Annotated in this window: 25 protein-coding genes, 1 pseudogene and 1 riboswitch; of the genes and pseudogenes, 13 read left to right on the top strand and 13 right to left on the bottom strand. The window is 68.5% G+C overall.

The features are described from left to right. Positions 1–1,114 (bottom strand): annotated as a pseudogene (locus ON23_RS36955) (5-methyltetrahydropteroyltriglutamate--homocysteine S-methyltransferase); the annotation flags it as partial. 136 nt (positions 1,115–1,250) lie between these two features. Further along, positions 1,251–1,469, bottom strand: a riboswitch (cobalamin riboswitch). Between the two features lie 213 nt (positions 1,470–1,682). Between ON23_RS36955 and ON23_RS19245 the strand changes: the two are divergent. Both ON23_RS19245 and rsmD read left to right on the top strand, forming a co-directional pair. Beyond that, positions 1,683–5,087 (top strand): pyruvate carboxylase, encoded by a 3,405-nt coding sequence (locus ON23_RS19245; RefSeq protein ID WP_039779863.1) that lies wholly within the window; start codon positions 1,683–1,685, stop codon positions 5,085–5,087. A gap of 165 nt (positions 5,088–5,252) precedes the next feature. Next, positions 5,253–5,810 (top strand): 16S rRNA (guanine(966)-N(2))-methyltransferase RsmD, encoded by a 558-nt coding sequence (gene rsmD / locus ON23_RS19240; RefSeq protein WP_039779862.1) that lies wholly within the window; start codon positions 5,253–5,255, stop codon positions 5,808–5,810. 73 nt (positions 5,811–5,883) lie between these two features. Here rsmD and coaD read toward each other — a convergent pair whose 3' ends face one another. The 3 genes from coaD to ON23_RS19225 all read right to left on the bottom strand — a co-directional run bounded on the left by coaD (position 5,884) and on the right by ON23_RS19225 (position 8,263). Further along, positions 5,884–6,369 carry a pantetheine-phosphate adenylyltransferase gene (gene coaD / locus ON23_RS19235; RefSeq protein ID WP_036503754.1) on the bottom strand — a complete coding sequence of 162 codons (486 nt, stop codon included), beginning with the start codon at positions 6,367–6,369 and terminating at the stop codon, positions 5,884–5,886. 45 nt (positions 6,370–6,414) lie between these two features. Continuing rightward, positions 6,415–7,425 carry a hypothetical protein gene (locus ON23_RS19230; protein ID WP_223273200.1) on the bottom strand — a complete coding sequence of 337 codons (1,011 nt, stop codon included), beginning with the start codon at positions 7,423–7,425 and terminating at the stop codon, positions 6,415–6,417. A gap of 328 nt (positions 7,426–7,753) precedes the next feature. Further along, the gene (locus ON23_RS19225; RefSeq protein WP_373282205.1) at positions 7,754–8,263 is read right to left on the bottom strand and encodes a GtrA family protein; all 510 of its coding nucleotides are present in this window, start codon (positions 8,261–8,263) and stop codon (positions 7,754–7,756) included. A 256-nt stretch (positions 8,264–8,519) separates the two neighbouring features. Between ON23_RS19225 and ON23_RS19220 the strand changes: the two genes are divergently transcribed. The 7 genes from ON23_RS19220 to ON23_RS19190 all read left to right on the top strand — a co-directional run bounded on the left by ON23_RS19220 (position 8,520) and on the right by ON23_RS19190 (position 13,513). Then, positions 8,520–9,266 (top strand): DivIVA domain-containing protein, encoded by a 747-nt coding sequence (locus ON23_RS19220; RefSeq protein WP_036503753.1) that lies wholly within the window; start codon positions 8,520–8,522, stop codon positions 9,264–9,266. Positions 9,267–9,362: 96 nt separating this feature from the next. After that, positions 9,363–10,022, top strand: a complete 660-nt coding sequence (locus ON23_RS19215; protein WP_051042877.1) for a YceD family protein — start codon at positions 9,363–9,365, stop codon at positions 10,020–10,022. Between the two features lie 2 nt (positions 10,023–10,024). Continuing rightward, on the top strand, positions 10,025–10,207 hold the full coding sequence (rpmF, locus tag ON23_RS19210) for a 50S ribosomal protein L32 (protein WP_030513024.1): 183 nt from the start codon (positions 10,025–10,027) through the stop codon (positions 10,205–10,207). 23 nt (positions 10,208–10,230) lie between these two features. After that, positions 10,231–10,986, top strand: coding sequence for a ribonuclease III (rnc, locus tag ON23_RS19205; RefSeq protein ID WP_039779861.1), 756 nt, complete (start codon positions 10,231–10,233; stop codon positions 10,984–10,986). Beyond that, the gene (mutM, locus tag ON23_RS19200; RefSeq protein WP_039779859.1) at positions 10,986–11,843 is read left to right on the top strand and encodes a bifunctional DNA-formamidopyrimidine glycosylase/DNA-(apurinic or apyrimidinic site) lyase; all 858 of its coding nucleotides are present in this window, start codon (positions 10,986–10,988) and stop codon (positions 11,841–11,843) included. Before rnc ends, mutM begins: the two co-directional genes overlap by 1 nt. A 63-nt stretch (positions 11,844–11,906) precedes the next feature. After that, complete coding sequence (locus tag ON23_RS19195) at positions 11,907–12,488, top strand: dihydrofolate reductase family protein (RefSeq protein ID WP_039779870.1); 582 nt, start codon at positions 11,907–11,909, stop codon at positions 12,486–12,488. Continuing rightward, positions 12,488–13,513, top strand: coding sequence for a PHP domain-containing protein (locus ON23_RS19190; protein WP_039779857.1), 1,026 nt, complete (start codon positions 12,488–12,490; stop codon positions 13,511–13,513). Before ON23_RS19195 ends, ON23_RS19190 begins: the two co-directional genes overlap by 1 nt. 23 nt (positions 13,514–13,536) lie before the next feature. Here ON23_RS19190 and ON23_RS19185 read toward each other — a convergent pair whose 3' ends face one another. From ON23_RS19185 to ON23_RS38005, 8 genes are all read right to left on the bottom strand, one after another. Next, positions 13,537–13,989 carry a DUF350 domain-containing protein gene (locus ON23_RS19185; protein WP_039779856.1) on the bottom strand — a complete coding sequence of 151 codons (453 nt, stop codon included), beginning with the start codon at positions 13,987–13,989 and terminating at the stop codon, positions 13,537–13,539. A gap of 36 nt (positions 13,990–14,025) precedes the next feature. Continuing rightward, positions 14,026–15,192 (bottom strand): glutathionylspermidine synthase family protein, encoded by a 1,167-nt coding sequence (locus ON23_RS19180; RefSeq protein ID WP_039779855.1) that lies wholly within the window; start codon positions 15,190–15,192, stop codon positions 14,026–14,028. Next, entirely contained in the window at positions 15,193–16,176 is a 984-nt protein-coding gene (locus ON23_RS19175) for a hypothetical protein (protein WP_244969913.1), read from the bottom strand. A 24-nt stretch (positions 16,177–16,200) separates the two neighbouring features. Further along, entirely contained in the window at positions 16,201–16,482 is a 282-nt protein-coding gene (locus ON23_RS19170; protein ID WP_039779854.1) for an acylphosphatase, read from the bottom strand. After that, entirely contained in the window at positions 16,479–16,997 is a 519-nt protein-coding gene (locus ON23_RS19165; protein WP_083904080.1) for an OsmC family protein, read from the bottom strand. The genes ON23_RS19170 and ON23_RS19165 overlap by 4 nt, the downstream gene beginning before the upstream one ends. Positions 16,998–17,114: 117 nt before the next feature. Next, complete coding sequence (locus ON23_RS19160) at positions 17,115–17,822, bottom strand: response regulator (protein WP_036503736.1); 708 nt, start codon at positions 17,820–17,822, stop codon at positions 17,115–17,117. A gap of 67 nt (positions 17,823–17,889) precedes the next feature. Continuing rightward, the gene (locus ON23_RS19155; protein WP_039779853.1) at positions 17,890–20,412 is read right to left on the bottom strand and encodes a DUF4118 domain-containing protein; all 2,523 of its coding nucleotides are present in this window, start codon (positions 20,410–20,412) and stop codon (positions 17,890–17,892) included. Then, positions 20,409–20,555 (bottom strand): hypothetical protein, encoded by a 147-nt coding sequence (locus ON23_RS38005; protein ID WP_157170245.1) that lies wholly within the window; start codon positions 20,553–20,555, stop codon positions 20,409–20,411. The genes ON23_RS19155 and ON23_RS38005 overlap by 4 nt, the downstream gene beginning before the upstream one ends. 370 nt (positions 20,556–20,925) lie before the next feature. Between ON23_RS38005 and kdpF the strand changes: the two genes are divergently transcribed. From kdpF to ON23_RS19135, 4 genes are read left to right on the top strand one after another with little or no spacing between them, the layout of a single operon-like run. After that, complete coding sequence (gene kdpF / locus ON23_RS39345; protein WP_223273250.1) at positions 20,926–21,012, top strand: K(+)-transporting ATPase subunit F; 87 nt, start codon at positions 20,926–20,928, stop codon at positions 21,010–21,012. Then, positions 21,013–22,683, top strand: coding sequence for a potassium-transporting ATPase subunit KdpA (gene kdpA, locus ON23_RS19145; RefSeq protein ID WP_039779851.1), 1,671 nt, complete (start codon positions 21,013–21,015; stop codon positions 22,681–22,683). Position 22,684: 1 nt separating this feature from the next. Beyond that, a complete protein-coding gene (gene kdpB / locus ON23_RS19140; RefSeq protein ID WP_051042876.1) occupies positions 22,685–24,838 on the top strand; it encodes a potassium-transporting ATPase subunit KdpB in 2,154 nt (717 codons plus the stop codon). 16 nt (positions 24,839–24,854) lie between these two features. Continuing rightward, positions 24,855–25,763 carry a potassium-transporting ATPase subunit C gene (locus ON23_RS19135; protein ID WP_039779864.1) on the top strand — a complete coding sequence of 303 codons (909 nt, stop codon included), beginning with the start codon at positions 24,855–24,857 and terminating at the stop codon, positions 25,761–25,763. A 52-nt stretch (positions 25,764–25,815) separates the two neighbouring features. Here ON23_RS19135 and ON23_RS19130 read toward each other — a convergent pair. After that, a partial coding sequence (locus ON23_RS19130; protein WP_039779850.1) for a L,D-transpeptidase occupies positions 25,816–26,695 on the bottom strand: 880 nt, incomplete at its 5' end.

The raw sequence follows: 26,695 nt of genomic DNA, 5'->3' as shown, positions 1-26,695 counted from the left end.
CGTCGGTGCCCGCACCGACCGCATGCGCTAGGACGCGGACCTCGTCGATCTTCTCGGCGCCGAAAGCCAGCCACGATCGCAGCACCGGATCCAGACCGGTCTCCGTGTCCAGCGAATACGGCACATGCAGCAGTGAACTCGAGGTCGACACCGCCAGCGCGCCGACCGAACCCAGCAGGGTCGCCAGCTCGCTCAGCGCCGCTCCCAGATCCGTGCGCCAGATGTTGCGTCCGTCCACCACGCCGGCCACCACCAGTTTGCCCGCCAGGGCGGGCACTGCGGCGACCTCGGAAACGGTTGTGCCGGAACGGAAGTCGAGTGCCACACCCTCGATCGGCGTGGAGGCCAGGACGCCCAGCGCCGGTCCCGGGGAACCGAAGTAGGTGGCCACCAGGATGTTCGGCCGCCGGTCCCCGTCGCTCAACGCGGCGTAGGTGGTGCGGACGGCGCCGAGTTCCGCCTCGGAGAGGTCGCGCACCAGTACGGGTTCGTCGATCTGAACCCAGGCGGCGCCCGCGTCGGACAGTCGGGCCAGCAGGTCCCGGTACAGCGGGATCAGCTCGGCCAGCCGGTCCATCGGCGCGACGCCGTCGACACCCTTGGACAGAGCCAGGAAGGTCAGCGGGCCGATCACCACCGGCCGGGCGGCGATGCCCAGCTCACGCGCCTCGCGCAGCTCGGCGAGCAGGGCCGACGGATCGAGGGCGAACCGGGTGTCCGGGCCGATTTCCGGCACCAGATAGTGGTAGTTGGTGTCGAACCATTTGGTCATCTCCAGCGGTTCGACGCCCTCGGCGCCGCGGGCGGCGGCGAAATAGCGCTCCAGCGGATCGCCGATGCCGGCGACTCGCGGCGGCAGTGCGCCCAGCATGACCGCGGTATCGAGCATCTGGTCGTAGAACGAGAAGGTGCCCACCGGTACCGCGTCGAGGCCGGAGTCCTGCGCGGCCGACCAGCTCTGTGCGCGCAGCTGCCGGGCGACGCGCTCGAGTTCGGCGGCGTCGATCCGGCCGGCCCAGTACCCTTCGACGGCACGTTTGAGTTCGCGCCGCGGCCCGATGCGCGGCAGGCCCAGAACCGTTGCGGTGAAACGATTATGCGTTGTGACAGTCACGGTGTTCTCCAGGAGTGGAAGCCACAGGTCACCGCCGCACGACGGACGAAGCCCCGAAAAACACTGCCGCACCGGGGTTTTCCGGTGTGCCGCGGGTCCGCCCGCCCGATCCACGAGGCGGTGGCCGCCGGATACGGCGTATCCGGCACAACCGGCAGGTCTTCGGACTCACAGGCATCGGTCCTACGGACCGGTCCGGAGAGGGGCCCCGGATGTCGCCTACTGGCCGTCGCTTCCCGGAAAGGATCCAGTGCTCATGACGGCGGTCGTTCCTGTTCACCGCTGCGGGACAGTCCCGGATTCCCACCGGGTTCCCTCTCGCCGGTCCGCGAGGACCGGTTTCGACGCTGCGCGCGACGCTCGGGGCTCCAACTCGTCGACGGCAGCGAACCAGCTGCGTTCCCGAGCGTAATCCACCGCGAGCGGCAGGGGAAACACCGCCCGTCGGGCCGCCTGCGTTTCCGCTGGAAGAACACAACTTCGCAGACTCGCCGATCCGGTTTGTGAGGATGGCTGCGAAGCCGTATTCACTGTCCGGCCCCGCTCACCGGGCAGGTACCTTTATCGAATGTTCTCCAAAGTGCTGGTCGCCAACCGCGGGGAAATCGCCATCCGTGCCTTCCGTGCCGCCTACGAGCTCGGCATCGGCACCGTGGCGGTTTTCCCCTACGAAGATCGCAACTCGGTGCATCGCCTCAAGGCCGACGAGTCGTATCAAATCGGTGTCCCCGGCCACCCAGTGCGCGCCTACCTCTCGATTCCCGAGATCATCAGCGCCGCCAAGTCGGCCGGCGCCGATGCGGTCTACCCCGGTTACGGCTTCCTGTCGGAGAATCCGGACCTCGCCGCGGCGTGCGCGGAGGAGAACATCACCTTCATCGGTCCCTCGGCCGAGGTGCTCGAACTGACCGGTAACAAGGCGCGGGCCATCGCGGCGGCGAAGGCCGCCGGGCTTCCGGTGCTGAACTCCAGCCCGCCCTCGGCCGATGTCGAGGAGCTGCTGCGGGCCTCGGAGCAGATGGAATTCCCGGTGTTCGTGAAGGCGGTCGCCGGTGGCGGTGGCCGGGGTATGCGCCGGGTGGCGGACCGGGTGCAGCTGCGCGAGTCGATCGAGGCGGCCATGCGCGAGGCGGAGTCGGCGTTCGGGGACGCGACGGTCTTCCTCGAGCAGGCGGTGATCAACCCGCGTCATATCGAGGTGCAGATCCTGGCCGATCAGCACGGCAACGTCATGCATCTGTTCGAGCGCGACTGTTCGCTGCAGCGTCGGCACCAGAAGGTGATCGAGCTCGCGCCCGCGCCGAATCTGGATCCCGCACTGCGCGAGCGCATTTGCGCGGATGCCGTGGCCTTCGCGCGCCAGATCGGGTACTCGTGCGCGGGCACCGTGGAGTTCCTGCTCGATGAGCGTGGCCATCACGTGTTCATCGAGATGAACCCGCGCATCCAGGTCGAGCACACGGTGACCGAGGAGATCACCGACGTCGACCTCGTGCAGTCGCAGCTACGCATCGCGGCCGGCGAGTCGCTCGCGGATCTGGGGCTGAGCCAGGACAGCGTGTCGATCCACGGTGCCGCGCTGCAGTGCCGGATCACGACCGAGGATCCGGCCAACGGATTCCGTCCCGACACCGGACGCATCACCGCCTACCGTTCGCCCGGCGGCGGTGGTATCCGCCTGGACGGCGGTGCGAACCTCGGCGCCGAGGTCGGCGCGCACTTCGACTCCATGCTGGTGAAGCTGACCTGCCGCGGCCGCGACTTCTCGGCGGCGGTGGCGCGGGCCCGGCGCGCGGTGGCGGAGTTCCGCATCCGCGGCGTGGCCACGAACATCCCGTTCCTGCAGGCGGTGCTCGACGATCCGGACTTCCGGGCCGGGCGGATCACCACCTCGTTCATCGACGAGCGCCCGGAACTGCTGACCCAGCGCGGTTCGGCCGACCGCGGCACCCGCATCCTGCGCTATCTGGCCGACGTGACGGTGAACAAGCCGCACGGTGAGCGGCCGACGGCGGTATATCCGCACGACAAGCTGCCGGCGATCGATCTGAGTGCGCCGCCGCCGGACGGCACCCGCCAGCGACTGCTCGAGCTGGGGCCCGAGGGGTTCGCGCGGTGGCTGCGCGAGCGCGACGCGGTCGGCGTCACCGACACCACGTTCCGCGACGCCCATCAGTCGCTGCTCGCGACCCGGGTGCGGACGCGCGGACTGCTGACCGTCGCCGGGCACGTCGCGCGGATGACCCCGGAACTGCTGTCGGTCGAGTGCTGGGGTGGCGCGACCTACGATGTGGCGCTGCGGTTCCTGTACGAGGATCCCTGGGAGCGGCTGGCCGCACTGCGGGAGGCGATTCCGAACATCTGCCTGCAGATGCTGCTGCGCGGGCGCAACACCGTCGGCTACACGCCGTATCCGGAGCAGGTGACGCGGGCGTTCGTACGGGAGGCCACCGATACCGGGATCGACATCTTCCGGATCTTCGACGCGCTCAACAATGTGGATCAGATGCGGCCGGCGATCGACGCGGTGCGCGAGACCGGGACCGCGCTGGCCGAGGTCGCGATGAGCTACACCGGTGATCTGTCGAATCCGAACGAGAACCTCTACACCCTCGACTACTACCTGAAGCTCGCCGAGCAGATCGTCGAGGCCGGTGCGCACGTGCTGGCGATCAAGGACATGGCCGGACTGCTGCGGGCGCCGGCCGCGCACACGCTGGTGACGGCGCTGCGCAGCAACTTCGATCTGCCGGTGCACGTGCACACCCACGACACCCCGGGCGGTCAGCTCGCCACCTATCTGGCGGCCTGGCAGGCCGGCGCCGACGCCGTGGACGGGGCGAGCGCGCCGATGGCCGGCACCACGAGCCAGCCCGCGCTCTCGGCGATCGTCGCCGCGGCCGCGCATTCGCCCTACGACACCGGGCTGAATCTCGACGCCGTCTGCGATCTGGAGCCGTACTGGGAGGCGTTGCGCAAGGTGTACGCGCCCTTCGAGTCCGGATTGCCGGGGCCGACGGGCCGGGTGTACCACCACGAGATTCCGGGCGGGCAGCTGTCGAATCTGCGGCAGCAGGCGATCGCGCTCGGGCTGGGTGACCGGTTCGAGGAGGTCGAGGCGAAATACGCGGCCGCCGACCGGCTGCTGGGCCGGCTGGTCAAGGTCACCCCGTCCTCGAAGGTCGTCGGTGATCTCGCCTTGTCCCTGGTCGGATCCGGTGTGGACGTGGAGGATTTCGCCACCGACCCGGCGCGTTACGACATCCCGGACTCGGTGATCGGTTTCCTGCGCGGTGAACTCGGCACCCCGGCCGGTGGCTGGCCCGAACCCTTCCGCAGCCGCGCCCTCGAGGGCCGCGGCCCGGCGAAGCCGGAAGTGCCGTTGACCGCGGAAGACGCCGCGGCGCTGGACGGAACGTCGCAGCAGCGCCGAGAGACGTTGAACCGGTTGCTGTTTCCCGCTCCGACCGCGGAATTCCTGGCGCACCGGGAGAAGTACGGCGACACCACCGGCTTGTCGGCGAATCAGTTCTTCTACGGTCTGCGTCACGGCGAGGAACACCGCGTCGAACTGGAGAAGGGCGTCACTCTGCTGATCGGTCTGGAGGCGATCTCCGAGCCGGACGAGCGGGGTATGCGCACGGTCATGTGCATCCTCAACGGGCAGCTGCGTCCGGTGCTGGTGCGCGACCGCTCGATCGCCAGCGAGGTCCCGGTGGCGGAGAAGGCCGACAAGAACAACGCCGGCCACATCGCCGCCCCCTTCGCCGGTGTCGTCACGCTGACCGTCGGCGAAGGTGACACGGTCGCCGCCGGCGACACGGTCGGCACGATCGAGGCCATGAAGATGGAAGCCGCCATCACCGCACCCCGCGCCGGTGTCGTCGCCCGCGTGGCCATCGGCGCGGTGCAGCAGGTGGAAGGTGGCGATCTGCTGGTGGAACTGCGCACGAACGAGACCGCGGCCGAATGACGGTGCCGGTCAGCCACATTCGGGCACGGGGCGAGGGCCGGCCGTGAGCGGTCACGGACCGGCTCGCGCACACCGCATGCCGGTGGACCGGTCGATGCCGTGCGGGCGGGGCCGACCCGCCCGCACGGCCCCGCGTCCCCGGCGTGCCGTGGCGGAGGGATCGCGGTGACCCGGATCGTCGCGGGCACGGCCGGCGGTCGGCGGCTGCGGGTTCCGCCCGCGGGAACCAGGCCCACCTCGGACCGGGTGCGGGAAGCGCTGTTCAACGCGCTCGCCGCGCGCCTGGATTTCGACGGCATCCGGGTGCTCGACCTCTACGCCGGTTCCGGGGCGCTCGGTCTGGAGGCACTGTCGCGCGGTGCGTCCCATGCGCTGCTGGTCGAATCCGATCGCAAGGCGGCTGCGGTCATTCGCGGAAATATCGCGGATCTGGCTGTGCCCGGCGCCGAAATGCGCCCGGGCACAGTCGCTTCCGTGCTGGCGACGGCACCGGCCGAACCGTACGACCTGGTGCTGTCCGACCCACCCTATGCCGTGGCCGACGCCGCTGTGGAGGCCGACCTACGGGCGTTGTCGGCCAACGGCTGGCTGTACGGGGACGCGCTGATCGTCGTCGAGCGGTCGGCGCGATCACCGGAAACGGCCTGGCCCGCAGGTTATTCGGCGTTGAAGTCGCGCCGATATGGCGAAACCCGCGTCGACCTGGCGGAATACCACGGGTAATCCTCGGCTCGGTCAACGGTCGTTCCGCCGGCAAGTCCCGCCGTGGCGGTGGCTCCCCGCCGCGGCGACCGACTCAGCCGCGGCGTTCGGCGATGCGCGCGAGCAGGCGTTTGTGTACCTCCGGCGGCAGCATGCCGGTGACGTCGCCGCCGAAGGTCGCGACCTCCTTGACCAGGGAACTGGACAGGAAGCTCAGCGCCGGGTTGGTGGCCAGGAAGTAGGTGTCGACGCCGGAGAGGTGCTTGTTCATCTGGGCCATCTGCATCTCGTACCCGAGATCGGTGGCATCGCGCAGGCCCTTGACCATGGCGGTGATGCCCTGTTCGCGAGCGAAATCGACCAGCAGCCCGTACCAGGATTCGATCCGCACGTTCGGCAGATCGGCGGTCGCCTCGCGCAACATCTCGATCCGCTCGTCGACGCTGAACATGCCCTGTTTGCTCTTGTTGATCATCACGGTCACGACCACCTCATCGAACTGCGCGGCCGCGCGCGAGATGACGTCGATATGCCCGTTGGTCACCGGATCGAAGGACCCGGGGCACAGTGCTCCAGCCATGCAGCGACGCTAACAGGTCGGGGCGGGCCGAGCCGATCGTGGTCGTCACAGCGCACGCAGCCGCAGCGGCCTCGGGGCCGGAAGGGGAGCGGGGCGGATGTAACCGCGGGGACGCTGCTCGCGCGCCCGGCTCAGCGCGGCGTGCACGCGCTCCGCGGCGACTCCGGTGCTCAACTCGCGCCAAGTGGTACGGATCGATCGAAATCCGTAGCGGCGCAGAACCATATCCGGCGCTCGGCGTGACGGGCCGCCGTGTACGCGCGCGGCTCTCGTGCGGTGCCCGTCGATCTCGAGCACCACGCCGGTCCGGCCCAGATACAGATCCGCCGTCCCCAGCACCCTCCCGTCGTCGGCATGGATCACACCGCCCGCGGCCGCCGGCGGAAATCCGAGCAGCCGCAGCAGCACCCGGACCCGAGAGTGGTCGACTCCGGCACTGCGCGGATCGAGGAAACCGATCACGTGCCGGGCACCGTCGACACCGCGACGGCCCCGCGCGCGGGCCAGTTCGCGCGCCAATGCCGCTGCGGTGATGCCGAATTCGCGGGCGAGGGCGTCGCCGACGACGACCGCGGATTCGAACGGAAGCGTGCGCGCCAGATCGACGACGGTGCGGGCGGGACTGGTGACCAGCAGCCCGTCCCGTTCGGCGACGACGGGTACCGGTGCGCAATGCACCGTCAGATTCGGCTTGATCCGCCCGCCGTGGCGGCGATTGCGCGTCACGTGCACCCGGTCCAGCAGCGCCGGGGACATCGGCGCACCCAGCAGTACCGCCGCCGATTGATGGCTCACCACGGCGTCGGCCGCCATCTCCGGCAGCAGCGCCGCCACCGCCAGCCGGTGCCGCGCCACGCCGTCCAGTTCGGCGAGTGCCGAGGCCTCCGCGTACGCCCCGCGCCGCACCCGCCGCCAGCTTCCGATCGCACACCGCCGCCGGATCTCGTCGTCGCTGACCCCGACCGACACCACGTCACGACGCCGATGCAGCCCACCGGCACCGGTGTGGCGCGCTGCGCCGCACCGGATTTCGGCACATCCGCTGTCGTGGATCACTGCGGGTCCTGGTGCGGGCGGGTCCGGCGCGGGCGGGGCAGGAGCGGACAGGGGATCGGTACCCGAGGGCGCGGGGACGCGGCCGAGCGCAGACCTGCGCGCCAGAGGGTGGGTCTTCCCGGGCAGTGATTCCCCGAACGGTGATGCATTGCCGAACCTCCCACGATGAGAACTCGCAACGACGTTTGCTGAGTTAGGACGTGGGGTACAGAGGCTCGGTTCCTTGCTCAAATGACCAGGTTGCAGCCGCACCCCGTGCATGAGCACGACGGGCGATCACCACACCCCGAGCCGCGAGGCGATCAGAACACCCACAGCCGCCAGGCGATCAGAACACCCACAGCCGCAGTGTGAGGAAGCGCAGGGCGCCGACTCCGGCGGTGATACCGATGACGGCGATCGCCTCGGTGACGTCGTCGAGTCCGGGCGCCGCGATATCGAGGACCGCCAGCGCCCCCGAGGTGATGGCGAGTCCGGCCAGCGCCAGCCCACCGCCCTCGAGCTGGGCGGCGAGCCAGCCGACCCGGTCGGCGGCGTGGAAGGTGAGGCGGCGGTGTAGTTCGTTGGCCAGTGCCGTGCTGACGATGGATCCGGTCAGGTTGGCGAGCTGGGGCCCGCCGCCGTAGCAGGCCAGGAACAGCAGGAAGTAGCCGATATTGCTGAAACCGCCGACCAGCGCGAATCGGACGAGTTGTGGCAGCCAGTGGTCGCCGCGGAGATAGGTGGCGAAGCGGGAGCCGAGGCGGCGGATGCGGGGCGGGGACTGCTGCGGCTCGGGCGTCTCGGCCAGCAGTTCGCTGTGCACGATGGATACACCCGGATCGGGCTGTGGGTTCACCCACATACCCGGAGGTGCCGGATAAAGGACAACCATCGTCGTTCCGATCGCACAGTGCCGGACGCCGTTGGCGACGGGTTCCGGCTGGTCTACCGCTCGGTAGAAAAGATAGCACCAAGCGGAGAGATTTCCTCCACTTGATTTGTGTGGGATAGGAAACACCGTCCGACACACCGATGGTGATCTGGGCAGACACGCGGGAGGCAGGCACACTGGGCCGAGAGCAGTAGTTCGGCACGAGAGTGGGGTCAGCAGGATGTATCGCGTATTCGAGGCACTCGACGAACTGGTTGCGATCGTCGAGGAGGCGCGGGGTATCCCGCCGACCCGCAATTGCATCGTGCCCCGCGGTGAGGTGCTGGAACTGCTCGACGATGTGCGTGAGGCGCTGCCCGGCGAACTCGACGACGCCCAGGACGTGCTCGACCACCGCGACAAGATCGTCTCCGACGCCCGCAATTCCGCCGAGGCCACGGTGACCGGCGCCAACGACCAGGCCGAACAGACCGTCGCCGGCGCTCGCGAGGAGGCCGACCGGCTGCTGGCCGACGCCAAGGCGCATGCCGACCGGATGGTCGCCGAGGCGCGCGCGCACGCCGATCACCTGGTCGCGACCGCGCAGGCCGAGGCCGACCGCATCGTGACCGACGGCAAGGCCGAATACGAGGCGCTCACCGGCCGCGCCCGCACCGAATCGGAGCGGATGATCGCGGCGGGTCAGGCCTCCTACGACCGATCGGTGGCCGAGGGGCAGGCCGAACAGGAACGTCTGGTGTCCCAGACCGAGGTGGTACGGGCCGCGCACGGCGAATCCGCGCGGTTGATCGACGCCGCGCAGACCGAGGCGGACCGGTTGCGCGAGGAATGCGACCAGTACGTCGATTCCCAGCTCGCCGATTTCGAGGAGACTCTGCACTCGACGCTGCGGACGGTCGGCCGCGGTCGTCAGCAATTGCGTTCGGGGACCGGTATTCCGGACTACGCCGCCGATTTCCGGCGCTGATCCGGTCGCGCTCGTTCCGGGATTTGGGGGGATCGGCGCAGTTCGCGTACTGTGGAGTGGTTGCCCAAACCCCCTCGAAACGTGAGTGAGTGCCCGATGTCCGCCCAGTCCGGTTCCGGTTCGCGTCGTCGTCAGACCGACGCGGATTTCGTGCTGGACACCCGCAGTCTGGGGCGCGCCCCGGGCTCGATCCGGCAGGTGCATCGGGTCGTCACCGCTTCCGGGAAGATCGGCTTGGACCTGATCGCGATCCCGGCCGGTGCCGAGATCGATCTCGATCTGACCCTGCAGGCGGTCTCGGAGGGTGTGCTGGTCACCGGTTCGGTGTCGGCGCCGATCGAGGGGGAGTGCTCGCGCTGCCTGGAGTCGTTCACCGACGATCTGGAACTCGAGATCACCGAACTGTTCGCCTATCCGGACAGCGCGACCGAGCAGACCACCGAGGAAGACGAGATCTACCGGCTCGTCGACGACATGATCGATATCGAGCCGGTGATCACCGACGCCGTCGGCCTGGAATTGCCGCTGCAACCGCTGTGCGAACCCGATTGCGCCGGGCTGTGCCCGGAATGCGGTGTCCGGATGGCGATTGCGGGTCCGGATCACACGCATGAGATACTGGACCCTCGCTGGGCGGGGCTTGCGAAATTCGCGAGCGAAACCCCCGGCACCGGCGTCTCCGACGCCCCATCAGACGTAGACCGATCTCTTGCCGACCGCCATGGTTCGGCAAGTTCGACGACAGAGGAGAAGTAGTCGTGGCCGTTCCGAAGCGCCGGATGTCTCGTGCCAACACCCACTCGCGGCGCAGCCAGTGGAAGGCCACCGCGCCGACCCTGATCACCTGCCCGAACCGGGCGTGCGGTCAGAAGACCCTCCCGCACATCGCGTGCCCCAACTGCGGCACCTACAAGGGCCGCCAGGTCACCTCGGCCATCTGATCTGCCGATCGGGTAGCCGCGAAGTGACCGCCGGTAAGGACGAAGCGGCCGCACCCGCAGCGGGCGATGCCGCTGACCACGCCAGCCTTCTGGAAGCGCTCGGCGTGGAGGTGCGTCCGGATCTGCTCCGGCTGGCGCTCACCCACCGTTCGTACGCCTACGAGAACGGTGGTCTGCCGACCAACGAACGCCTGGAATTCCTGGGCGATTCGGTTCTCGGTCTGAGCATCACCGAGCGCCTGTACCTCGAGCATCCGGAGAAATCCGAGGGTGAGCTCGCCAAGCTGCGTGCCAGTGTGGTGAATATGCACGCCCTGGCCGAGGTCGCGCGCGGCCTGGGTGAGGGCGGCCTCGGCCGTCACCTGCTGCTCGGCAAGGGCGAAGAACTCACCGGCGGTCGGGACAAGGCGAGCATCCTCGCCGACGGGATGGAATCGCTGCTGGGCGCGGTCCATCTGCAACACGGCATCGAGGTCGCGCGCGGAGTCGTGCTGCGGCTGTTCGCCGAACTGCTCGAGCGCGGTCCCCGGATGGGTGCCGGCCTGGACTGGAAGACCAGTCTGCAGGAGCTCACCGCGGAACGCGGTATCGGCGTGCCCAGCTACGAGATCACCTCGACCGGTCCCGACCACGACAAGGAATTCACCGCCACCGCGGTGATCGGCGGCACGGCCTACGGGCAGGGCGTCGGCCGGTCGAAGAAGGAAGCCGAGCAGAAGGCCGCCGGCGCCGCCTGGCAGGCGCTCACCGCGGACGGTTCCACCGAAGCCGGGGACTGATGCCCGAACTGCCCGAGGTCGAGGTGGTGCGGCGTGGACTCGAGGAACACGTCGTCGGCCACGTCGTGGAATCCGTCTTGGTCAAACATCCGCGCTCGGTGCGCCGCCACGAACTGGGCGGCGATGATCTCGCCGCGCGGATGGCGTGTCTGCGGATCGAATCGGCCCGCCGCCGCGGCAAATTCCTCTGGCTGACCTTCGACGATCCCGATGCCGCACTCGTCGTCCACCTCGGTATGAGCGGGCAGATGCTGGTGCAGTCCGCGCAGGCGCCGCTGGAGAAGCATGCGCATATCGTCGCCGGACTCGACAACGGCACGCAGCTGCGCTTCATCGATCAGCGCACCTTCGGTGGCTGGGCACTGAACCGGCTCGTGACGCTCGACGGTGAGGAGCTGCCGGAATCGGTCGCCCACATCGCGCGCGATCCGCTCGATTCCCGTTTCGATACCGAGGCCGTCGTCGCGCGCATGCGGACCAAATCCTCCGAGATCAAGCGCGTGCTGCTGGATCAGACGGTGGTTTCCGGCATCGGCAACATCTACGCCGACGAGGCGTTGTGGCGAGCCCGCATCCACGGCGAACGCCCCGCCGCAGCACTCACCCGGCCCGCTCTGCGGCGGCTGCTGAGCGAGGTGCAGGCGGTGATGAGCGCGGCTCTCGACGCGGGCGGCACCTCCTTCGACGCGCTGTATGTCAACGTCAACGGCAATTCCGGATACTTCGAGCGGTCGCTGGCCGCCTACGGTCGCGAGGACGAGCCGTGCCGTCGCTGCGGCGCCCCGATCCGCCGCGAGAAGTTCATGAACCGCTCCTCGTACTCCTGCCCGAGATGCCAGCCGAAGCCCCGGCGATAGTGGCGAGCACGCGCTAAATTTGCGGTGTGTCCGATGACGCCACTTCGCATGAAGGGAGAACGGATGCGCAAGCTCACCTACTTCGTGGCCTCGACCATCGACGGGTATATCGCCACCCCGGACGGATCGGTCGATTTCTTCCCGGTCGGCGGTGACCACGGCCCGGCCATCACGGCGCAGTATCCGGAGACGCTGCCGACAAAGATCCGGGAATCACTCGGGATCGACAGTCCGGGGGAGAGCTTCGACACCGTGCTGATGGGGCGCAAAACCCATGATTTCGGCGTGCGGACCGGCACGTCGAGCCCGTATTCACATCTGCGGCAGTTCGTCGTGTCGACCACCCTGCCCGGCGATCCGGACCGGGACGTCGAGCTCATCGCCTCCGACCCGCTGGGACGTGTGCGCGGACTCAAACAGGAGCAGGGGTCGGGTATCTGGTTGTGCGGCGGCGGCGAACTGGCCCAGGCGCTGCTGCCGGAGATCGACCAGATCTTCCTGAAGTTGTATCCGATCGTGCTGGGGCACGGCCGCCCGCTGTTCGGCGCGGGACCGCGGCTGCCGGAGCCGGCGCTGTTCCGGGTCCTCACGGGCCGCGTGTTCGAGGACGGGGTGGCGTTCGTCAAGTACAGCCGGATCCGCTAGTGGCCGGTCACGTTCCGGATCCGGTGGCGGCGCTGCGCGAGATCGCGTTCTGGATGGAACGCGATCGCGCCCAGACTCATCGAGTCAAGGCCTACCGCCGCGCGGCCGATGTCGTGGCCGAGCTGTCGGACGCCGATTTCGATCGATACCGCGAATCCGGTGCCTGGCAGGAGCTTTCGGGTATCGGCCCCAAGACCGCCGCGGTGATCGAGCAGGCTGTGGCCGGTGCGGTGCCGCAGCGGCTGGCCGACATGCGTTCCGCCGCACAGCCGATCGCACCCGCGGGCGCCGAGGTCCGCGCGCTGTTGCGGGGCGATCTGCACACCCACTCCGACTGGTCCGACGGCGGCAGCTCGATCGAGGAGATGATGCGCACCGCGCAGGCGCTGGGCCACGAATACTGTGCGCTGACCGATCATTCGCCGCGCTTGAAGGTCGCCAACGGCCTGTCCGCGGAGCGGCTGCGCCGCCAGTTGGACGTGGTCGCCGAACTCAATGAGCGGCTGGCGCCGTTTCGGATCCTCACCGGTATCGAGGTCGACATCCTCGACGACGGCACCCTCGACCAGGAGGCCGATCTGCTTGCTCGCCTGGATGTCGTTGTGGCCAGCGTGCATTCGAACCTGCGGGCCGACTCGGCGACGATGACGAAACGCATGGTGTACGCGGTGGCGAATCCGAACGTCGACGTGCTCGGCCACTGCACGGGACGATTGGTCGCCGGTAACCGTGGCATCCGGCCGGAATCGTCGTTCGACGCCGAACTCGTCTTCGAGGCCTGCCGCCGTTACGGGACGGCCGTGGAAATCAACAGTCGTCCCGAACGTCTCGATCCGCCGAGCCGGTTGCTGCGCCTGGCCGTGGAGATGGGTTGCCATTTCAGCATCGATACCGACGCGCACGCACCGGGCCAGCTGGATTGGCAGGGCTACGGCTGCGAACGTGCCGCGGCGAACGGGGTCCCGGCCGATCGCATCATCAACAGCTTTTCGCTGAGCGAAATCCTGGCCTTCACCGCGCGGTGACACCGCGCGCCGGCCGGGCCCGCTCAGAGGATCGCGAACGCGACGACCATGCCGATCGCCAGATGTGCGGCGGCCACCAGCAGCGACTGAATCTGGTACGTGGCCGATTTCAGCAGATCGCCGATGTGCAGGCCGACCAGCCATTCCAGCAGCCGGATGGAGACCACCTGCGCGATGATGCCCACCAGCCCGTAGATCCCGGTGGCGATGAGGCCCTCGACGAGCCGGCCGCCGGAGGAGTAGATCGCCAGCACCACGATCAACGCCATACTCACCATGCCCGCGGAGGCGATGACGACCGCGTTCGGGTTACCGGCGGCGACCATCTTGCGCAGCGGTCCGGGCGTGGAGCTGTCGATGGCCTGGAAGCCGATCAGCATCAGAGCCAGGCCCAGCACCGCGTACAGCGCGATCGCGCCGACACCGTGGCCGACGGAGCTCCAATACCCTGATTCGAGCGCGAGGGTGGACGACACAGGTTCCTCCGGTGATGTTGATCGAGTCGCTGAATGCTACTTGGTCGGAATGCGATGCGGAACGAAGGTGGCGCCGTCGTCGGTGATCAGGCCGGGGGATTCGCGGATGCCGAGACCGGCCGAGGTGTCGCCGACGATCCAGGCGCCGAGCACCGGGCGCAGGCCGTCGAAATCCGGTAGCGGATCGAGGAGTTGGTAGACGAACCCCTCCTCGCCGTACACGCCGCCGGTCGAGGTCTCCATCCCGGCGCCGACGATGGTCATATTGGCGCCCTCACGACCCAGCTTCGGTTTGCGGATGTACTCGGTGAGTTCGTGCGGATCGTCGAGGTAGGCCGGCAGCAGATTCGGATGCCCGGGATACATCTCCCACAGCACCGCCAGCAGCGCCTTGTTGGAAAGCAGTGTCTTCCACAGGGGTTCGACCCAGGCGGTCTCGGGGACCGAGTTCACCACCCGCTTGCCGAAATCGTCGTCGAGGGCCCACTCCCACGGGTACAGCTTGAAGATCGAGCCGATCGGCGCCTCGGCCAGATCGACGAAACGCTCCAGCTCGGTGTCGAAGCCGATCTCCTCGATGGGCAGCGCGATGGTGTCGAATCCGGCCTCGGCGGCGGTCTCCTGCATATACGCGGTGGTCACGTTGTCCTCGCCGGACGCGTCGGCCGAGGACCAGGTGAAGTGCAGCTGGTTGGTGGGCAGCTGGTCGAGCAGCTCGCCCCAGCGCTCGACGAGGCGTTCGTGCAGTGAATTCCACTGGTCGTCGTCGGGGTAGACGTCGGTGAGCCAATGCCACTGCACGATGGCCGCTTCCAGCAGCGAGGTCGGCGTATCGGCGTTGTACTCCAGCAGTTTCGCCGGTCCGCGGCCGTCGTAGCGCAGATCGAAACGTCCGTAGACGTACGGGTCGCTGCGCTGCCACGACTTCTTGATCGGTTCCCAACTCCATTCGGGCAGGCCGAAATCGGCGAAGCGCTCGGTGAGCACGATCTGCTCGACCGCGTGCAGGCACATCGAATGCAGGACCTCGACCTGCGCCTCGAGGGCGAGGATTTCGTCGAGATCGAATTCGTAGTGCACCGACTCGTCCCAGTACGGGCGCGACTGTCCGTTCGCGTCGCGGCCGGGTGAGCCGAATACCAGCCCTTGATCGGCGATGATCTTCTGCCAGCCGGTACGTTGCCGGTTGCGCATCCGACGCATCTAGGAGCCTCCACTGGTGGAACCGGATTTACTGCCGAGACCGCCACGTACGACGGTCCCGCTCTTGGTGCTGACGGTGGCCTTCTTCGGCGCGACCGTGCTGCCGCCGACGGGCGCGCGCCCGACGGTGTTGTTGCCGCCGTAGTAGTAGCGGTACTGGTGGCCGTTGTAGAGGAAGATGCCGGGCCCGAGCCCGCCACCGCCGTAATAGCCGCCGCTACTGGCGTAGGACTGGGCGCGCACACAATCGTCGTCGGGAACGACCTGCTGCTGCCCGTTGTCGTCGGTGATGCAGTAGGCCGTCACGTTCGCCGGGCGGTGCGCGGCCTGGTAGGCGAGATAGCCGGTGCCGACCACCGCGGCGATGCCGGCGACCGCCACGCCGCCGATGAGCAGTCGTTTGCGGTTGCGCCGCTTGGTTTCCGCGGCCTCGGCCGCCGCCCGTTCGGCCTCTTCGGCGCGTTTGCGGGCCTTGTCGCGCGCTCGCGCCTCGGCCACCGTCGGCGGCCGGGGCTGGGTGACGCCGGCCTCCTGCCGCTGCATGCTGCCGCGCATGCGCCGGGGCTTGCCGGATTCGCCTGCGCCACCGGGATTCTCACCTTCGGAACCGGTCGAACCCCCGGCGTCGGCGCCGAAAGCGTTGTCCGACAGCGGGTTCGGCATGCCGGGGGTGGCGAGACCGGGAATCGGCGCGGTGGGGTCCGGGAAGCCGGGCAGGATGGGTGTGCCCGGAAGAGTCGGCGCGGTCTGCGGATTCGGGAGTGTGGGGTCCGGTTCGCCCAGCCGTCGCGTCGGCTCCCCCTCGGAGGCGCCGTCCTCGCCGCCGGGCTGTGCGCCGAAACGCACCGTCGGATCCGAGGCGCCGATTCCCTTCGGCTTTCCGGACTCCGGGCCGCCGCCGGTGCTGTCGTCCCCCGCGGGCGGGGTGTCGCGAGGGTCGTGCGAATCCCGATCGCCGGGCCCGCCCGGCTCATGTGTTGCCAACGATCGACTCCTGTATCCCCGCCGCTACCGTTCCTCGAACCCGGTCATTCCGCCGAGGGCGGCGCCCCAGTTTTCCACAACCAGATCGACTCGACCAGGAGTGTCACCCGACCGCAACAATGCCAGCAAACGCTCGCACGCCGGCCGGGGGCCCTCGGCCACCACATGCACGCGCCCGTCCCGGGTGTTGCGGGCGTGGCCCACCACACCGAGCTCCAGCGCCCGCGCGCGCGTCCACCAGCGGAACCCGACGCCCTGCACGTAGCCGTGCACCCAGGCGCTGAGCCGGACGGGGTCGGGGTTCACGAGTCGATCTTGTCGATCTGGAACGTGAGGTTCACCGTGGTGCCCGCTTTCAGCGTCCGTCCCACGGTGCACACCTTGTCGATGGCGCGCTGCACGGTGACCAGCAATCGCTGGCGTCCGGCCTCGTCGAGTTCGGACAGGTCCAGCTCGACGACCTCCTTCAGCTCCGGATACACCTCGTTCTCGCGGTCGGCGTCGCCGGAGACGCGGATGGTGGTGTCGTAGTTCTCGCCGAGCCGGTTGGACAGCGGGAAGTCCGAACTCATCCCGGTGCAGGCGGCCAGCGCGATCTTCAGCAGCTCACCGGGGGTGAAGACGCCCTCGACGCCGTCGGAGCCGATGAGCACCTCGGCCCCGCGCGAACTGCGCCCGGTGTAGCGGCGGGTGCCGGTCCGCTCCACCCACAATTCGGTCACCGGCTTCGGTGCCTTGGTCTGCGGTGCGGCCGCGACGGTCGCGGGCTGCGCCGAGGCGGCGGCGGTGGGTGCGGCGGAGTTGGCGGTCTGTTCGGACATACCGTCGATCCTGCCATCGGGCCCGGCGCAGCCGCATCGCACACCGGCTTTCACCACGGCGTGAATGGGTGGTTGTGTCCGATATCACCGGTTTTGTCCAGCTCGGGTGCGGTCGGGTCAGGCCTGGAAGCGGTACCCCATGCCGGCCTCGGTCAGCAGATGTTTCGGCTGCGACGGATCGTCTTCGAGCTTGCGCCGCAACTGCGCCAGGTAGACACGCAGATAGTGGGTTTCGGTCGCGTACGTCGGCCCCCACACCTCGCGCAGCAGTTCGCGACGCCCCACCAGCTTGCCCTGATTGCGCACCAGCATCTCCAGCACGCCCCATTCGGTCGGGGTGAGGTGCACGTCGCGGCCGCCGCGGACGACCTTCTTCGCCGCGAGATCGACGGTGAACGAGGAGGTTTCGACAATCGGCGCAGACTCCTCGGCCGCCGAGGCGGACCGCCGCACCGCCGCCCGCAGGCGAGCCAGCAACTCGTCCATGCCGAACGGCTTGGTGACGTAGTCGTCGGCTCCGGTGTCGAGGGCCTGCACCTTGTCCGAGGAATCGGTGCGGGCCGAGAGCACGATGACCGGCATCGAACTCCAGCCGCGAATGCCGGCCAGCACCTCGACACCGTCGATATCGGGCAGGCCCAGATCCAGCACGACCACGTCGGGATGCTTCTCCGCCGCCGCTCGCAGGGCCGCCGCGCCCGTGGCCGCGGTGATCACCTCGTAGCCCCGGACCGACAGATTGATCCGCAGCGCGCGCAGGATCTGCGGTTCGTCGTCGACGACCAGCACCCGCACGGCGGCCGGCGGTCGTTCGGCCGATGTCACGACGCCTCCTGTGTCTTGCGGGACACCCGCACCCGGTCGGCGTCGCGAGCGGGCTGCGCAGTGTCGCTCACGACGCCTCCTGTGTCTCGCGGGCCGGCAGCTCGATCACCATGGTCAGACCACCTCCCGGCGTAGGCTCGGCGTGGACGGTGCCGCCCATCGCCTCGACGAATCCGCGGACCACCGACAGCCCCAGGCCCACGCCGGTCGAATTGTCGCGGTCGCCCAATCGTTGGAACGGTTCGAACATCTGGTCCTCGAGTCCGGTCGGAACACCCGGACCGTAGTCGACCACTGTGATGGATACCCGGTCGCCGTCGCGTTCGGCGCCAACCCGCACCGGTGTGTCGGGGACCGTCGTCGCGGCCGGCGCCGAGTAGCGCAGCGCGTTGTCGATCAGATTGGCCAGCACCCGTTCCAGCAGGCCGCTGTCGGCGTAGACCGAGACGTCGCCGACCTCGACCTTGACCCGGTCCATCGCCGCCTGGCGGACACCTCGGGTCCCCATCCCGACCCCCACGACCGCGCGGTTGACCACCTCTTCCAGGTACACCTGTTTGAGGTTGGGCTCCACGGCTCCGGCCGCGAGCCGCGAGGAGTCGAGCAGATTACCCACCAGCGCGGTGAGCTGATCGGTGGATTCCTCGATGGTTTCCAGCAATTCGGCGGTATCGGCGGGGGAGAACTGCACGTCCTCACTGCGCAGACTCGACACCGCCGCCTTCGCCGCGGCCAGCGGCGTGCGCAGGTCGTGGCTGACCGCCGACAGCAGCGCGCGGCGCAGCCGATCGGTCGCCATCACACCCGCGGCGGCCTGGGCCTGGTCGGCGAGTTCACGCTGGCGCACCAGCGCGGCCGCCTGCCCGGCCACCGCCGCGAGCACCCGGCGGTCGCCGGGTGTCAGCGCGCGCCCGCTGAGCAGCAGCCAATGTTCCTCGTCGCCGGCGCCGATCGCGGTATCGGCGGCGGCGGGTGTGCGTGCCGGATCGTGACCGACGCAGGCGATCACCTCCGCGTCGCCGACGAAACTCACCGCCCGCTGCCGGTAGATCTCGCGGGCCCGCTCGAGCAGATCGGGCAGGTCGGCGCCGTGCAGAATCGCCCCGGCGAACAGGGTCAGCAACTCGGCCTCGCGGGAGGCGGTGCGTGCCTCGCGAGTGCGATTGGCGGAGATGTCGACCAGCGCCGCCACCGCGACCGCGACCCCCGCCATCACGACGATGGTGAGGAAATTGTTGGGTTCGGCGATGGTGAGACTGTGCCGCGGGGTGGTGAAGAACCAGTTCAGCAGCAGCCCGCCCAGTACCGCCGACAACGCGGCCGGTGCGACACCGCCGAGCAGCGCGACCGCGATCACGCCGATGAAGTACATCGCGCTCTCACCGGCCAGATCCAGGCGCGAATCCAGCCACAGATAGCAGACCAGGGTGATCAGGGTGGGCACTATCAGCGCCGCCAGCCACGACACCGTCGGCCGCTGCCGCCGCAGCAGGGCCGACCAGCGCAGCCCCCGTTGCGCCTCCTCGTGGGTGACCATGTGGACGTCGATACTGCCCGAGCGCTGCACCACGGTCGCGCCGATGCCCTGGTCGAGAATGCGTGCCCAGCGTGAGCGCCGGGAGGTGCCCACCACCAGCTGAGTGGCGTTGACCTGGCGGGCGAAATCCAGCAGGGCGTTGGGGACGTTCTCGCCGGTCACCGTATGCAGGCTCGAACCGAGCCCGGCGGCCAGCTCGCGCAGCCGATGCAGCCGTTGCGCCGACACTCCGGCCAATCCGTCCCCGCGCACGACGTGGACGACGACCAGCTCGGCACTCGATTTGGTGGCGATGCGGCTCGCGCGCCGCACGATCGTCTCCGATTCCGGGCCGCCGGTCACCGCCACGACCACGCGTTCGCGCGCCTCCCAGGTCGCGGTGATCTTGTGGTCGGCTCGGTATTTGGCCAGCGCGGCGTCGACCTGATCGGCCAGCCACAACAGGGCCAGTTCGCGCAACGCGGTGAGATTGCCGGGCCGGAAGTAGTTGCGCAGCGCCGCGTCGACCTTGTCGGCGGTGTAGACGTTGCCGTGAGAAAGCCTGCGCCGCAACGCCTCCGGCGTGATGTCGACCAGTTCGACCTGATCGGCGCCGCGCACCACCCAATCCGGCACGGTTTCGCGCTGCACCACGCCGGTGATCTGCTCGACGACGTCGTTGAGGCTGTCGAGGTGCTGAACGTTGACCGTGGAGATGACGTCGATACCGGCGTCGAGCAGTTCGTGGACGTCCTGCCAGCGCTTCTCGTTCTTCGATCCCGGCACGTTCGTATGCGCGAGTTCGTCCACCAGGGCCACCGCCGGCGCCCGCCGCAGGACCGCGTCGACATCCAGTTCGGGCATGGTCGTGCCGCGGTAGGTACGCATGGCCGGCGGGATGCGCTCGATGCCCGCGAGCAGTTCCGCGGTCTTGCTACGCCCGTGGGTCTCCACCACCGCGGCGACCACGTCGCGGTCACGGCCTATTCGCCGGTGTGCCTCGCCGAGCATCGCGTAGGTCTTACCCACGCCGGGCGCGGCCCCGAGATAGATGCGTAGTTGTCCGCGCTTCACAGGTCCATCATCGCGCGATTCGGACGACGTGGACGGCGCGAAACTCGGACGAGCCGAGGGCTGCGCCCGCCGGACACGCGCAGACCCAGCGCGCAGCTGACGAAAGCGATGATCACCATCGCCGCGACCGCGAAATCCGGCACTGTCTTCTCCTCACGACCCGGTGATTGCCGTTGTGCCGGTCGGGGGAGGACCGGACACCACACTGTGCACCGCCGCGCGGGCTCGATCGCCGATCTTTACGACTCCTTGACGGGGTCGCCACCGACCTTGACGGCGCGGCAGCGGGGCCGCGGCGGCCTGTAAGCACCCCGTCAATGCCGTCGCCGCGACCGCTAAGAAGCCGTCAACGCCGTCGAAATCGGTCGTCTCGCGAGCTTGACTCACTGCGGCGCATTCGCTTCCGGATGCCGTCAACAGAGAGGTTTGCACTATGTCTGTCGCGGTGTTCACCGTCGTGACCGTGGCGATCTTCGCCCTGCTCGGCCTGCTCCAACGGGGGGTGGAACGGCTGTGATCGCGAACATCGTCGGTCTGATCCTGGCGCTCGGCGTCGCCGTCTACATGGTCGCGGCGCTGCTGTTCCCGGAAAGGTTCTAGGTGAGCACAACCACTGCCGGGGTCGTCTTCGTGGCGACCCTGATCATCGCGCTCGCGGCGGTCCACATCCCCCTCGGCGACTATATGTACCGGGTGTATTCGGGCACGAAACACTCACGGGCCGAACGCATCGTCTATCGCGCCATCGGGGTCCAGCCCGGGGTGGAGCAGACCTGGGGCGTCTACGCCCGCAGCGTGCTGGCCTTCTCCGCGATGAGCGTGCTGGCGCTGTTCTTCCTGCAGCTGATCCAGGCCCACCTGCCGCTGCGTCTGCACGAGCCCGGAACCGAGATGACCGCGGCGCTGGCGTGGAATACCGCGATCAGCTTCGTCACCAACACCAACTGGCAGAACTACGCCGGTGAGTCGACTCAAGGGCATCTGGTCCAGATGGCGGGGCTGGCCGTGCAGAACTTCGTCTCGGCCGCGGTCGGGATGGCGGTCGCGGTCGCGCTGGTGCGCGGATTCGCCCGCCGCCACACCGGTGACCTCGGCAACTTCTGGGTCGACCTGGTGCGCGGCACTCTCCGGATCCTGCTGCCGATCGCGTTCGTGTTCGCGATCGTGCTGATCGCCGGCGGCGCGATCCAGAACTTCCACCTGCACGATCAGGTCGCCCGGACGATCACCGGTGCGACACAGACGATTCCGGGCGGGCCGGTCGCCTCGCAGGAGAGCATCAAACTGCTGGGCACCAACGGCGGCGGCTTCTTCAACGTGAACTCCGCGCACCCGTTCGAGAATCCGACGGCCTGGACCAACTGGGTCGAGATCTTCCTGATCCTGCTGATCGCCTTCTCGCTGCCGCGAACCTTCGGCCGCATGGTGGGCAGCACGAAGCAGGGGTATGCGATCGCGTCGGTGATGGCCGTGCTCGCGCTGATCAGCGTGACGCTGACCAACTTCCTGCAGCTGCGCCACCACGGCACCGTACCGACCGCGGCCGGGGCCGCGCTCGAGGGTGTGGAAACACGGTTCGGCGTCGCGGATTCCGCGACATTCGCGGCGTCGAGCACGCTGACATCCACCGGCGCCGTCGACTCCGCCCACGATTCCTACACCAGCCTCGGCGGCATGATGACGATGGTGAACATGCAGCTGGGCGAGGTCGCGCCCGGCGGTGTCGGATCGGGTCTGTACGGCATGCTGATCCTGGCCGTGATCACCGTCTTCGTCGCCGGACTGATGGTCGGGCGCACCCCCGAATATCTCGGCAAGAAGATCACCCCGCGCGAAATCAAGTTCGCCGCAACGTATTTCCTGGTCAGCCCGCTGATCGTGCTGGTGGGTACCGCGCTCGCGATGGCGTTGCCGGGTGAGCGCGCGGCCATGGCGAATGCGGGGCCGCACGGACTGTCGGAGGTGCTGTACGCCTTCACCTCGGCCGCCAACAACAACGGCTCGGCCTTCGCCGGGCTCAGCGGAAACACCGTGTGGTGGAACACCGCCCTCGGTCTGGCGATGGTGTTCGGCCGGTTCGTTCCGATCGTGCTCGTGCTCGCGCTGGCCGGATCGCTCGCGCGCCAGGGGCATACGCCGGAATCGATCGGCACATTGCCGACGCACCGGCCGCAGTTCGTCGGCATGGTCGCCGGCGTGACGCTGATCCTGGTCGCCCTCACCTTCCTGCCCATGCTGGCGCTCGGGCCGCTCGCCGAAGGAATTCACTGAAATGACTGCTCCGACAACCGATTCCGTGACAACACCGCGTGCTGTCGAACCGTCCTCGCGCCGAGGCGGCCATGGCATATTCGATCCGGCGATGCTGGCCCGGTCGCTGCCCGAGGCGCTGCGCAAACTGGATCCGCGCACACTGTGGCGCAATCCGGTGATGCTGATCGTGGAACTCGGCGCACTCTGGTCCACGATCCTCGCCGTCGCCCATCCCACGGTCTTCGCCTGGGCGATCGTGATCTGGCTCTGGCTGACGGTGATCTTCGCCAACCTGGCCGAGGCCGTCGCCGAGGGCCGCGGCAAGGCGCAGGCCGATACATTGCGAAAAGCCAAGACCGACACCGTCGCCCGGCGACTGGTCGACTGGCATTTGGGCGCCGAAGCGGCGCTGGAGGAAACGGTGCCCGCACCCGAACTGCGGCGCGGCGACTACGTGGTGGTCGAGGCCGGGCAGGTGGTTCCGGGCGACGGTGACGTCGTGGAGGGCATCGCCTCGGTCGACGAATCGGCGATCACCGGTGAATCGGCGCCGGTGATCCGCGAATCGGGCGGCGACCGGTCCGCGGTGACCGGCGGCACGACCGTCCTCTCGGACCGCATCGTCGTCGAGATCACCCAGGAGCCGGGCGGCAGCTTCATCGACAAGATGATCGCCCTGGTCGAGGGCGCCAGCCGGCAGAAGACACCCAACGAGATCGCGCTGAACATCCTGCTGGCCGCGTTGACGATCATCTTCGTGTTCGCGGTCGTCACGTTGCAGCCGCCCGCGATCTTCGCCAAGGCGAACAATCCGGGAGTCGGTGACAGCGCGGCGCTGACTGCGCACGGTGTCACCGGCATCGTCCTGGTGTCGCTGCTGGTCTGTCTCATCCCGACCACGATCGGCGCCCTGTTGTCGGCGATCGGCATCGCGGGGATGGACCGGCTCGTCCAACGCAACGTGCTGGCGATGTCGGGTCGTGCGGTCGAGGCCGCCGGCGATGTGAACACGCTGCTGCTCGACAAGACCGGCACCATCACCCTCGGCAACCGGCAGGCCGCCGGCTTCGTCGCCATGCCGGGTGTCACCGAGGACGAGATGGCCGACGCCGCACAGCTGTCCAGCCTCGCCGACGAGACGCCCGAGGGCCGTTCGATCGTGGTGTTCGCGAAAACCGCGTACGGCAAACGCGAGCGCACTCCGGGCGAGCTCGCGGGCGCGACCTGGGTGGAGTTCAGCGCCCAGACCCGGATGTCGGGCGTGGACCTGCGCGACGGGCATCGGTTGCGCAAGGGCGCGGCGAGCGCGGTCACCGAATGGGTACGGGCCCACGGTGGTTCGGTGCCGGAGGAGGTCGGGCGGACCGTGGACGGTATCTCGGCCTCCGGTGGCACACCGCTGGTGGTCGCCGAACTGCTCGACGGGCGGGCCCGGCTGCTGGGTGTGGTCCATCTGAAGGATGTGGTGAAGCAGGGTATGCGGGAACGCTTCGACGAGATGCGCCGCATGGGAATTCGCACGGTCATGATCACCGGTGACAATCCGCTGACCGCCGCGGCGATCGCGGACGAGGCCGGGGTCGACGACTTCCTGGCCGAGGCGACCCCCGAGGACAAGCTGGCGCTGATCAAGAGCGAACAGGCCGGCGGACGCCTGGTCGCCATGACCGGCGACGGCACCAACGACGCGCCGGCACTGGCGCAGGCCGACGTCGGCGTCGCGATGAACACCGGGACATCGGCGGCCAAGGAGGCCGGCAATATGGTGGATCTGGATTCGGATCCGACCAAGTTGATCGAGATCGTCGAGATCGGCAAACAGTTGCTGATCACCCGGGGCGCGCTGACGACCTTCTCGATCGCCAACGACATCGCCAAGTACTTCGCGATCATTCCGGCGCTGTTCGTGGCGTTGTTCCCGGGCCTGGATGTGCTCAACGTGATGCGGCTGCACAGTCCGCAGTCGGCGATCCTGTCCGCGGTGATCTTCAACGCGATCGTCATCGTGGCGCTGATCCCGCTGGCGCTGCGCGGTGTCGGCTATCGCCCGTCGAGTGCCTCGACACTGTTGAGCCGCAACCTCGCCGTGTACGGCGCGGGCGGCATCGTCGCCCCGTTCATCGGCATCAAACTCATCGACCTTGTCGTCCGATTCCTTCCTGGGATGTCCTGATATGCCTTCGTTCTCCATGCGATACACCACCTGGTTCCGCCAGCATCTGGCCGCGGTGCGGGCGCTGCTCGTGCTGACGGCGATCACCGGAATCGTCTATCCGCTGGCGGTTTTCGCGCTCGCCCAGCTGCCGGGCCTGCACGACCGGGCCGAGGGCTCGCTGGTCCACCGGGACGGAAAGCTGGTGGGCAGCAGCCTGATCGGTCAGGCCTTCACCGACGGCAAGGGCGCGGCGCTGCCGCAGTACTTCCAGACCCGGCCGTCGACTTCCGTGCCCGCCGACGGCAGCCGCCCCGACGGCTACGACCCGACCAACACCGCCTTCGGCAACAAGGGCCCCGAGGATGTGCTCGACTCCCTGGCGGCCGACCCGTCTCAGTCGACGACCGGTTTGCTGACCACGGTGTGCACGCGCAGCAAACAGATCGGCGAGCGCGAGGGCGTCTCGGGGGCGCGACCGTTCTGCACGCCCGGCGGAGTCGGTGCGGTGCTGGCGGTCTTCGGCCCCCGCGACGGCCAGGGGCAGGTCACCGCGCCCACGAAGGTCGTCAGCGTGAACGAGGCGTGCCCGGCGGTGCCGTTCCAGGACGCCTACCGCGGCGTCCGGGTGGACTGCGCCCAGCCCGGGACGGACTATTCGGCCGGCCTGATCGTTCCGGTTCGCGGTGACGCACCGGCCGACACCCCGGTGCCCTCCGACGCGGTCACCGCATCCGGGTCCGGACTGGATCCGCACATCTCACCGCGCTACGCGCAGATCCAGAGCGCGCGAGTGGCGGCCGCGCGGGGCATCACGGCCGAGCAGGTCGCCGCCGTGGTCGCGGCGCATACCGACGGTCGCGACCTGGGTTTCCTGGGGGAACCCCGGGTCGACGTCCTCGGTGTGAATCTCGAGCTGGATCAGCGCTACCCGACTCGGCGCTGAATCTCGGCGCCCGGCCGAGACGACGTGCCGTGATTGAGCGGTGCGGTGGCGATCAGGAGTGCAGCGCGCTGCCGGCCACCCACTGATCCCACGGCACGATCCAGTCGCCGTTGTTCCACGAGGGCAGCGGCGGACCGCTGGTGTTACGGACTTCGACCACATCGCCCGGGACGGCGAAGTTGTAGAACCAGCGCGCGTTCTCGAGATTGAGGTTCAGACAGCCGTGCGAGGTGTCGGTATTACCCTGCGCCCACACCGTGGAGTCGAGCTGGTGCAGGTAGATCCCGTCGCCACTGATCTGGGTGGCCCATCCGATCGCCTCCTTGTAACCCAGGCGCGAGTTCACCGGCAGGCCGTAACTCGAGGAATCCATGATCACCGGATTGCCCTTGCCCATCACGGTGTAGATGCCCGCGGGGGTGTTGAAGTAGATCGTCTTACCGCCGACCTGCTCGCTGCCGCCGCGGCCCATCGAGGTGGGCATGGTGCGGATCAGTTTGCCGTTCTCGAACACCTGCACTTCGTGGGTGTTGTCGTCGGCGATGGAGACGTGCGAGTCGCCGATGGTGAAGCTGGTCTTGGAATCCTCCTGGCCGAACAGACCGGGGCCCAACTGCGCGCCGAAGATGTTCGCCGCGACGGTGACCTTGGTGCCGGGCTGCCAGTACTGCTGCGGCCGCCAGTGCGCGTTCTTGTCGTCGAGCCAGTACCACGAACCCTGGACCTGCGGTTCCGTCGTCACCGAAAGACGCTTCTCGGCCGCCGCGCGATCACCGACCGCCTCGTCGAAGTGGGCGACGATCACGGTGCCCACACCGTAGGTTCCACCGTCGGCCAGCGGCTGCCCGCCGGTGGTGGTCAGATACGCCTTGACCTGGTTGCTGGGAGTGAGCGTGGTGAAGGACGAGGTCATCGGACCGCTGGGTCCGGTG

Origin of the sequence: Nocardia cerradoensis NBRC 101014, assembly GCF_000308535.1 — a bacterium.
GTDB classification, from domain to species: Bacteria; Actinomycetota; Actinomycetes; order Mycobacteriales; family Mycobacteriaceae; genus Nocardia; species Nocardia cerradoensis.
This window is presented reverse-complemented; position numbering and strand designations above follow the sequence as displayed.

What these genes read in the sequence shown, in the direction of transcription:
- ON23_RS19245 (WP_039779863.1), top strand. Translation starts at nt 1,683, where the DNA reads ATGTTCTCCAAAGTGCTGGTCGCCAACCGCGGGGAAATCGCCATCCGT.
- coaD (WP_036503754.1), bottom strand. Translation starts at nt 6,369, where the DNA reads ATGGCTGGAGCACTGTGCCCCGGGTCCTTCGATCCGGTGACCAACGGG.
- ON23_RS19220 (WP_036503753.1), top strand. Translation starts at nt 8,520, where the DNA reads ATGTATCGCGTATTCGAGGCACTCGACGAACTGGTTGCGATCGTCGAG.
- ON23_RS19215 (WP_051042877.1), top strand. Translation starts at nt 9,363, where the DNA reads ATGTCCGCCCAGTCCGGTTCCGGTTCGCGTCGTCGTCAGACCGACGCG.
- mutM (WP_039779859.1), top strand. Translation starts at nt 10,986, where the DNA reads ATGCCCGAACTGCCCGAGGTCGAGGTGGTGCGGCGTGGACTCGAGGAA.
- ON23_RS19195 (WP_039779870.1), top strand. Translation starts at nt 11,907, where the DNA reads ATGCGCAAGCTCACCTACTTCGTGGCCTCGACCATCGACGGGTATATC.
- ON23_RS19180 (WP_039779855.1), bottom strand. Translation starts at nt 15,192, where the DNA reads ATGCGTCGGATGCGCAACCGGCAACGTACCGGCTGGCAGAAGATCATC.
- ON23_RS19165 (WP_083904080.1), bottom strand. Translation starts at nt 16,997, where the DNA reads ATGTCCGAACAGACCGCCAACTCCGCCGCACCCACCGCCGCCGCCTCG.
- kdpB (WP_051042876.1), top strand. Translation starts at nt 22,685, where the DNA reads ATGACTGCTCCGACAACCGATTCCGTGACAACACCGCGTGCTGTCGAA.
- ON23_RS19135 (WP_039779864.1), top strand. Translation starts at nt 24,855, where the DNA reads ATGCGATACACCACCTGGTTCCGCCAGCATCTGGCCGCGGTGCGGGCG.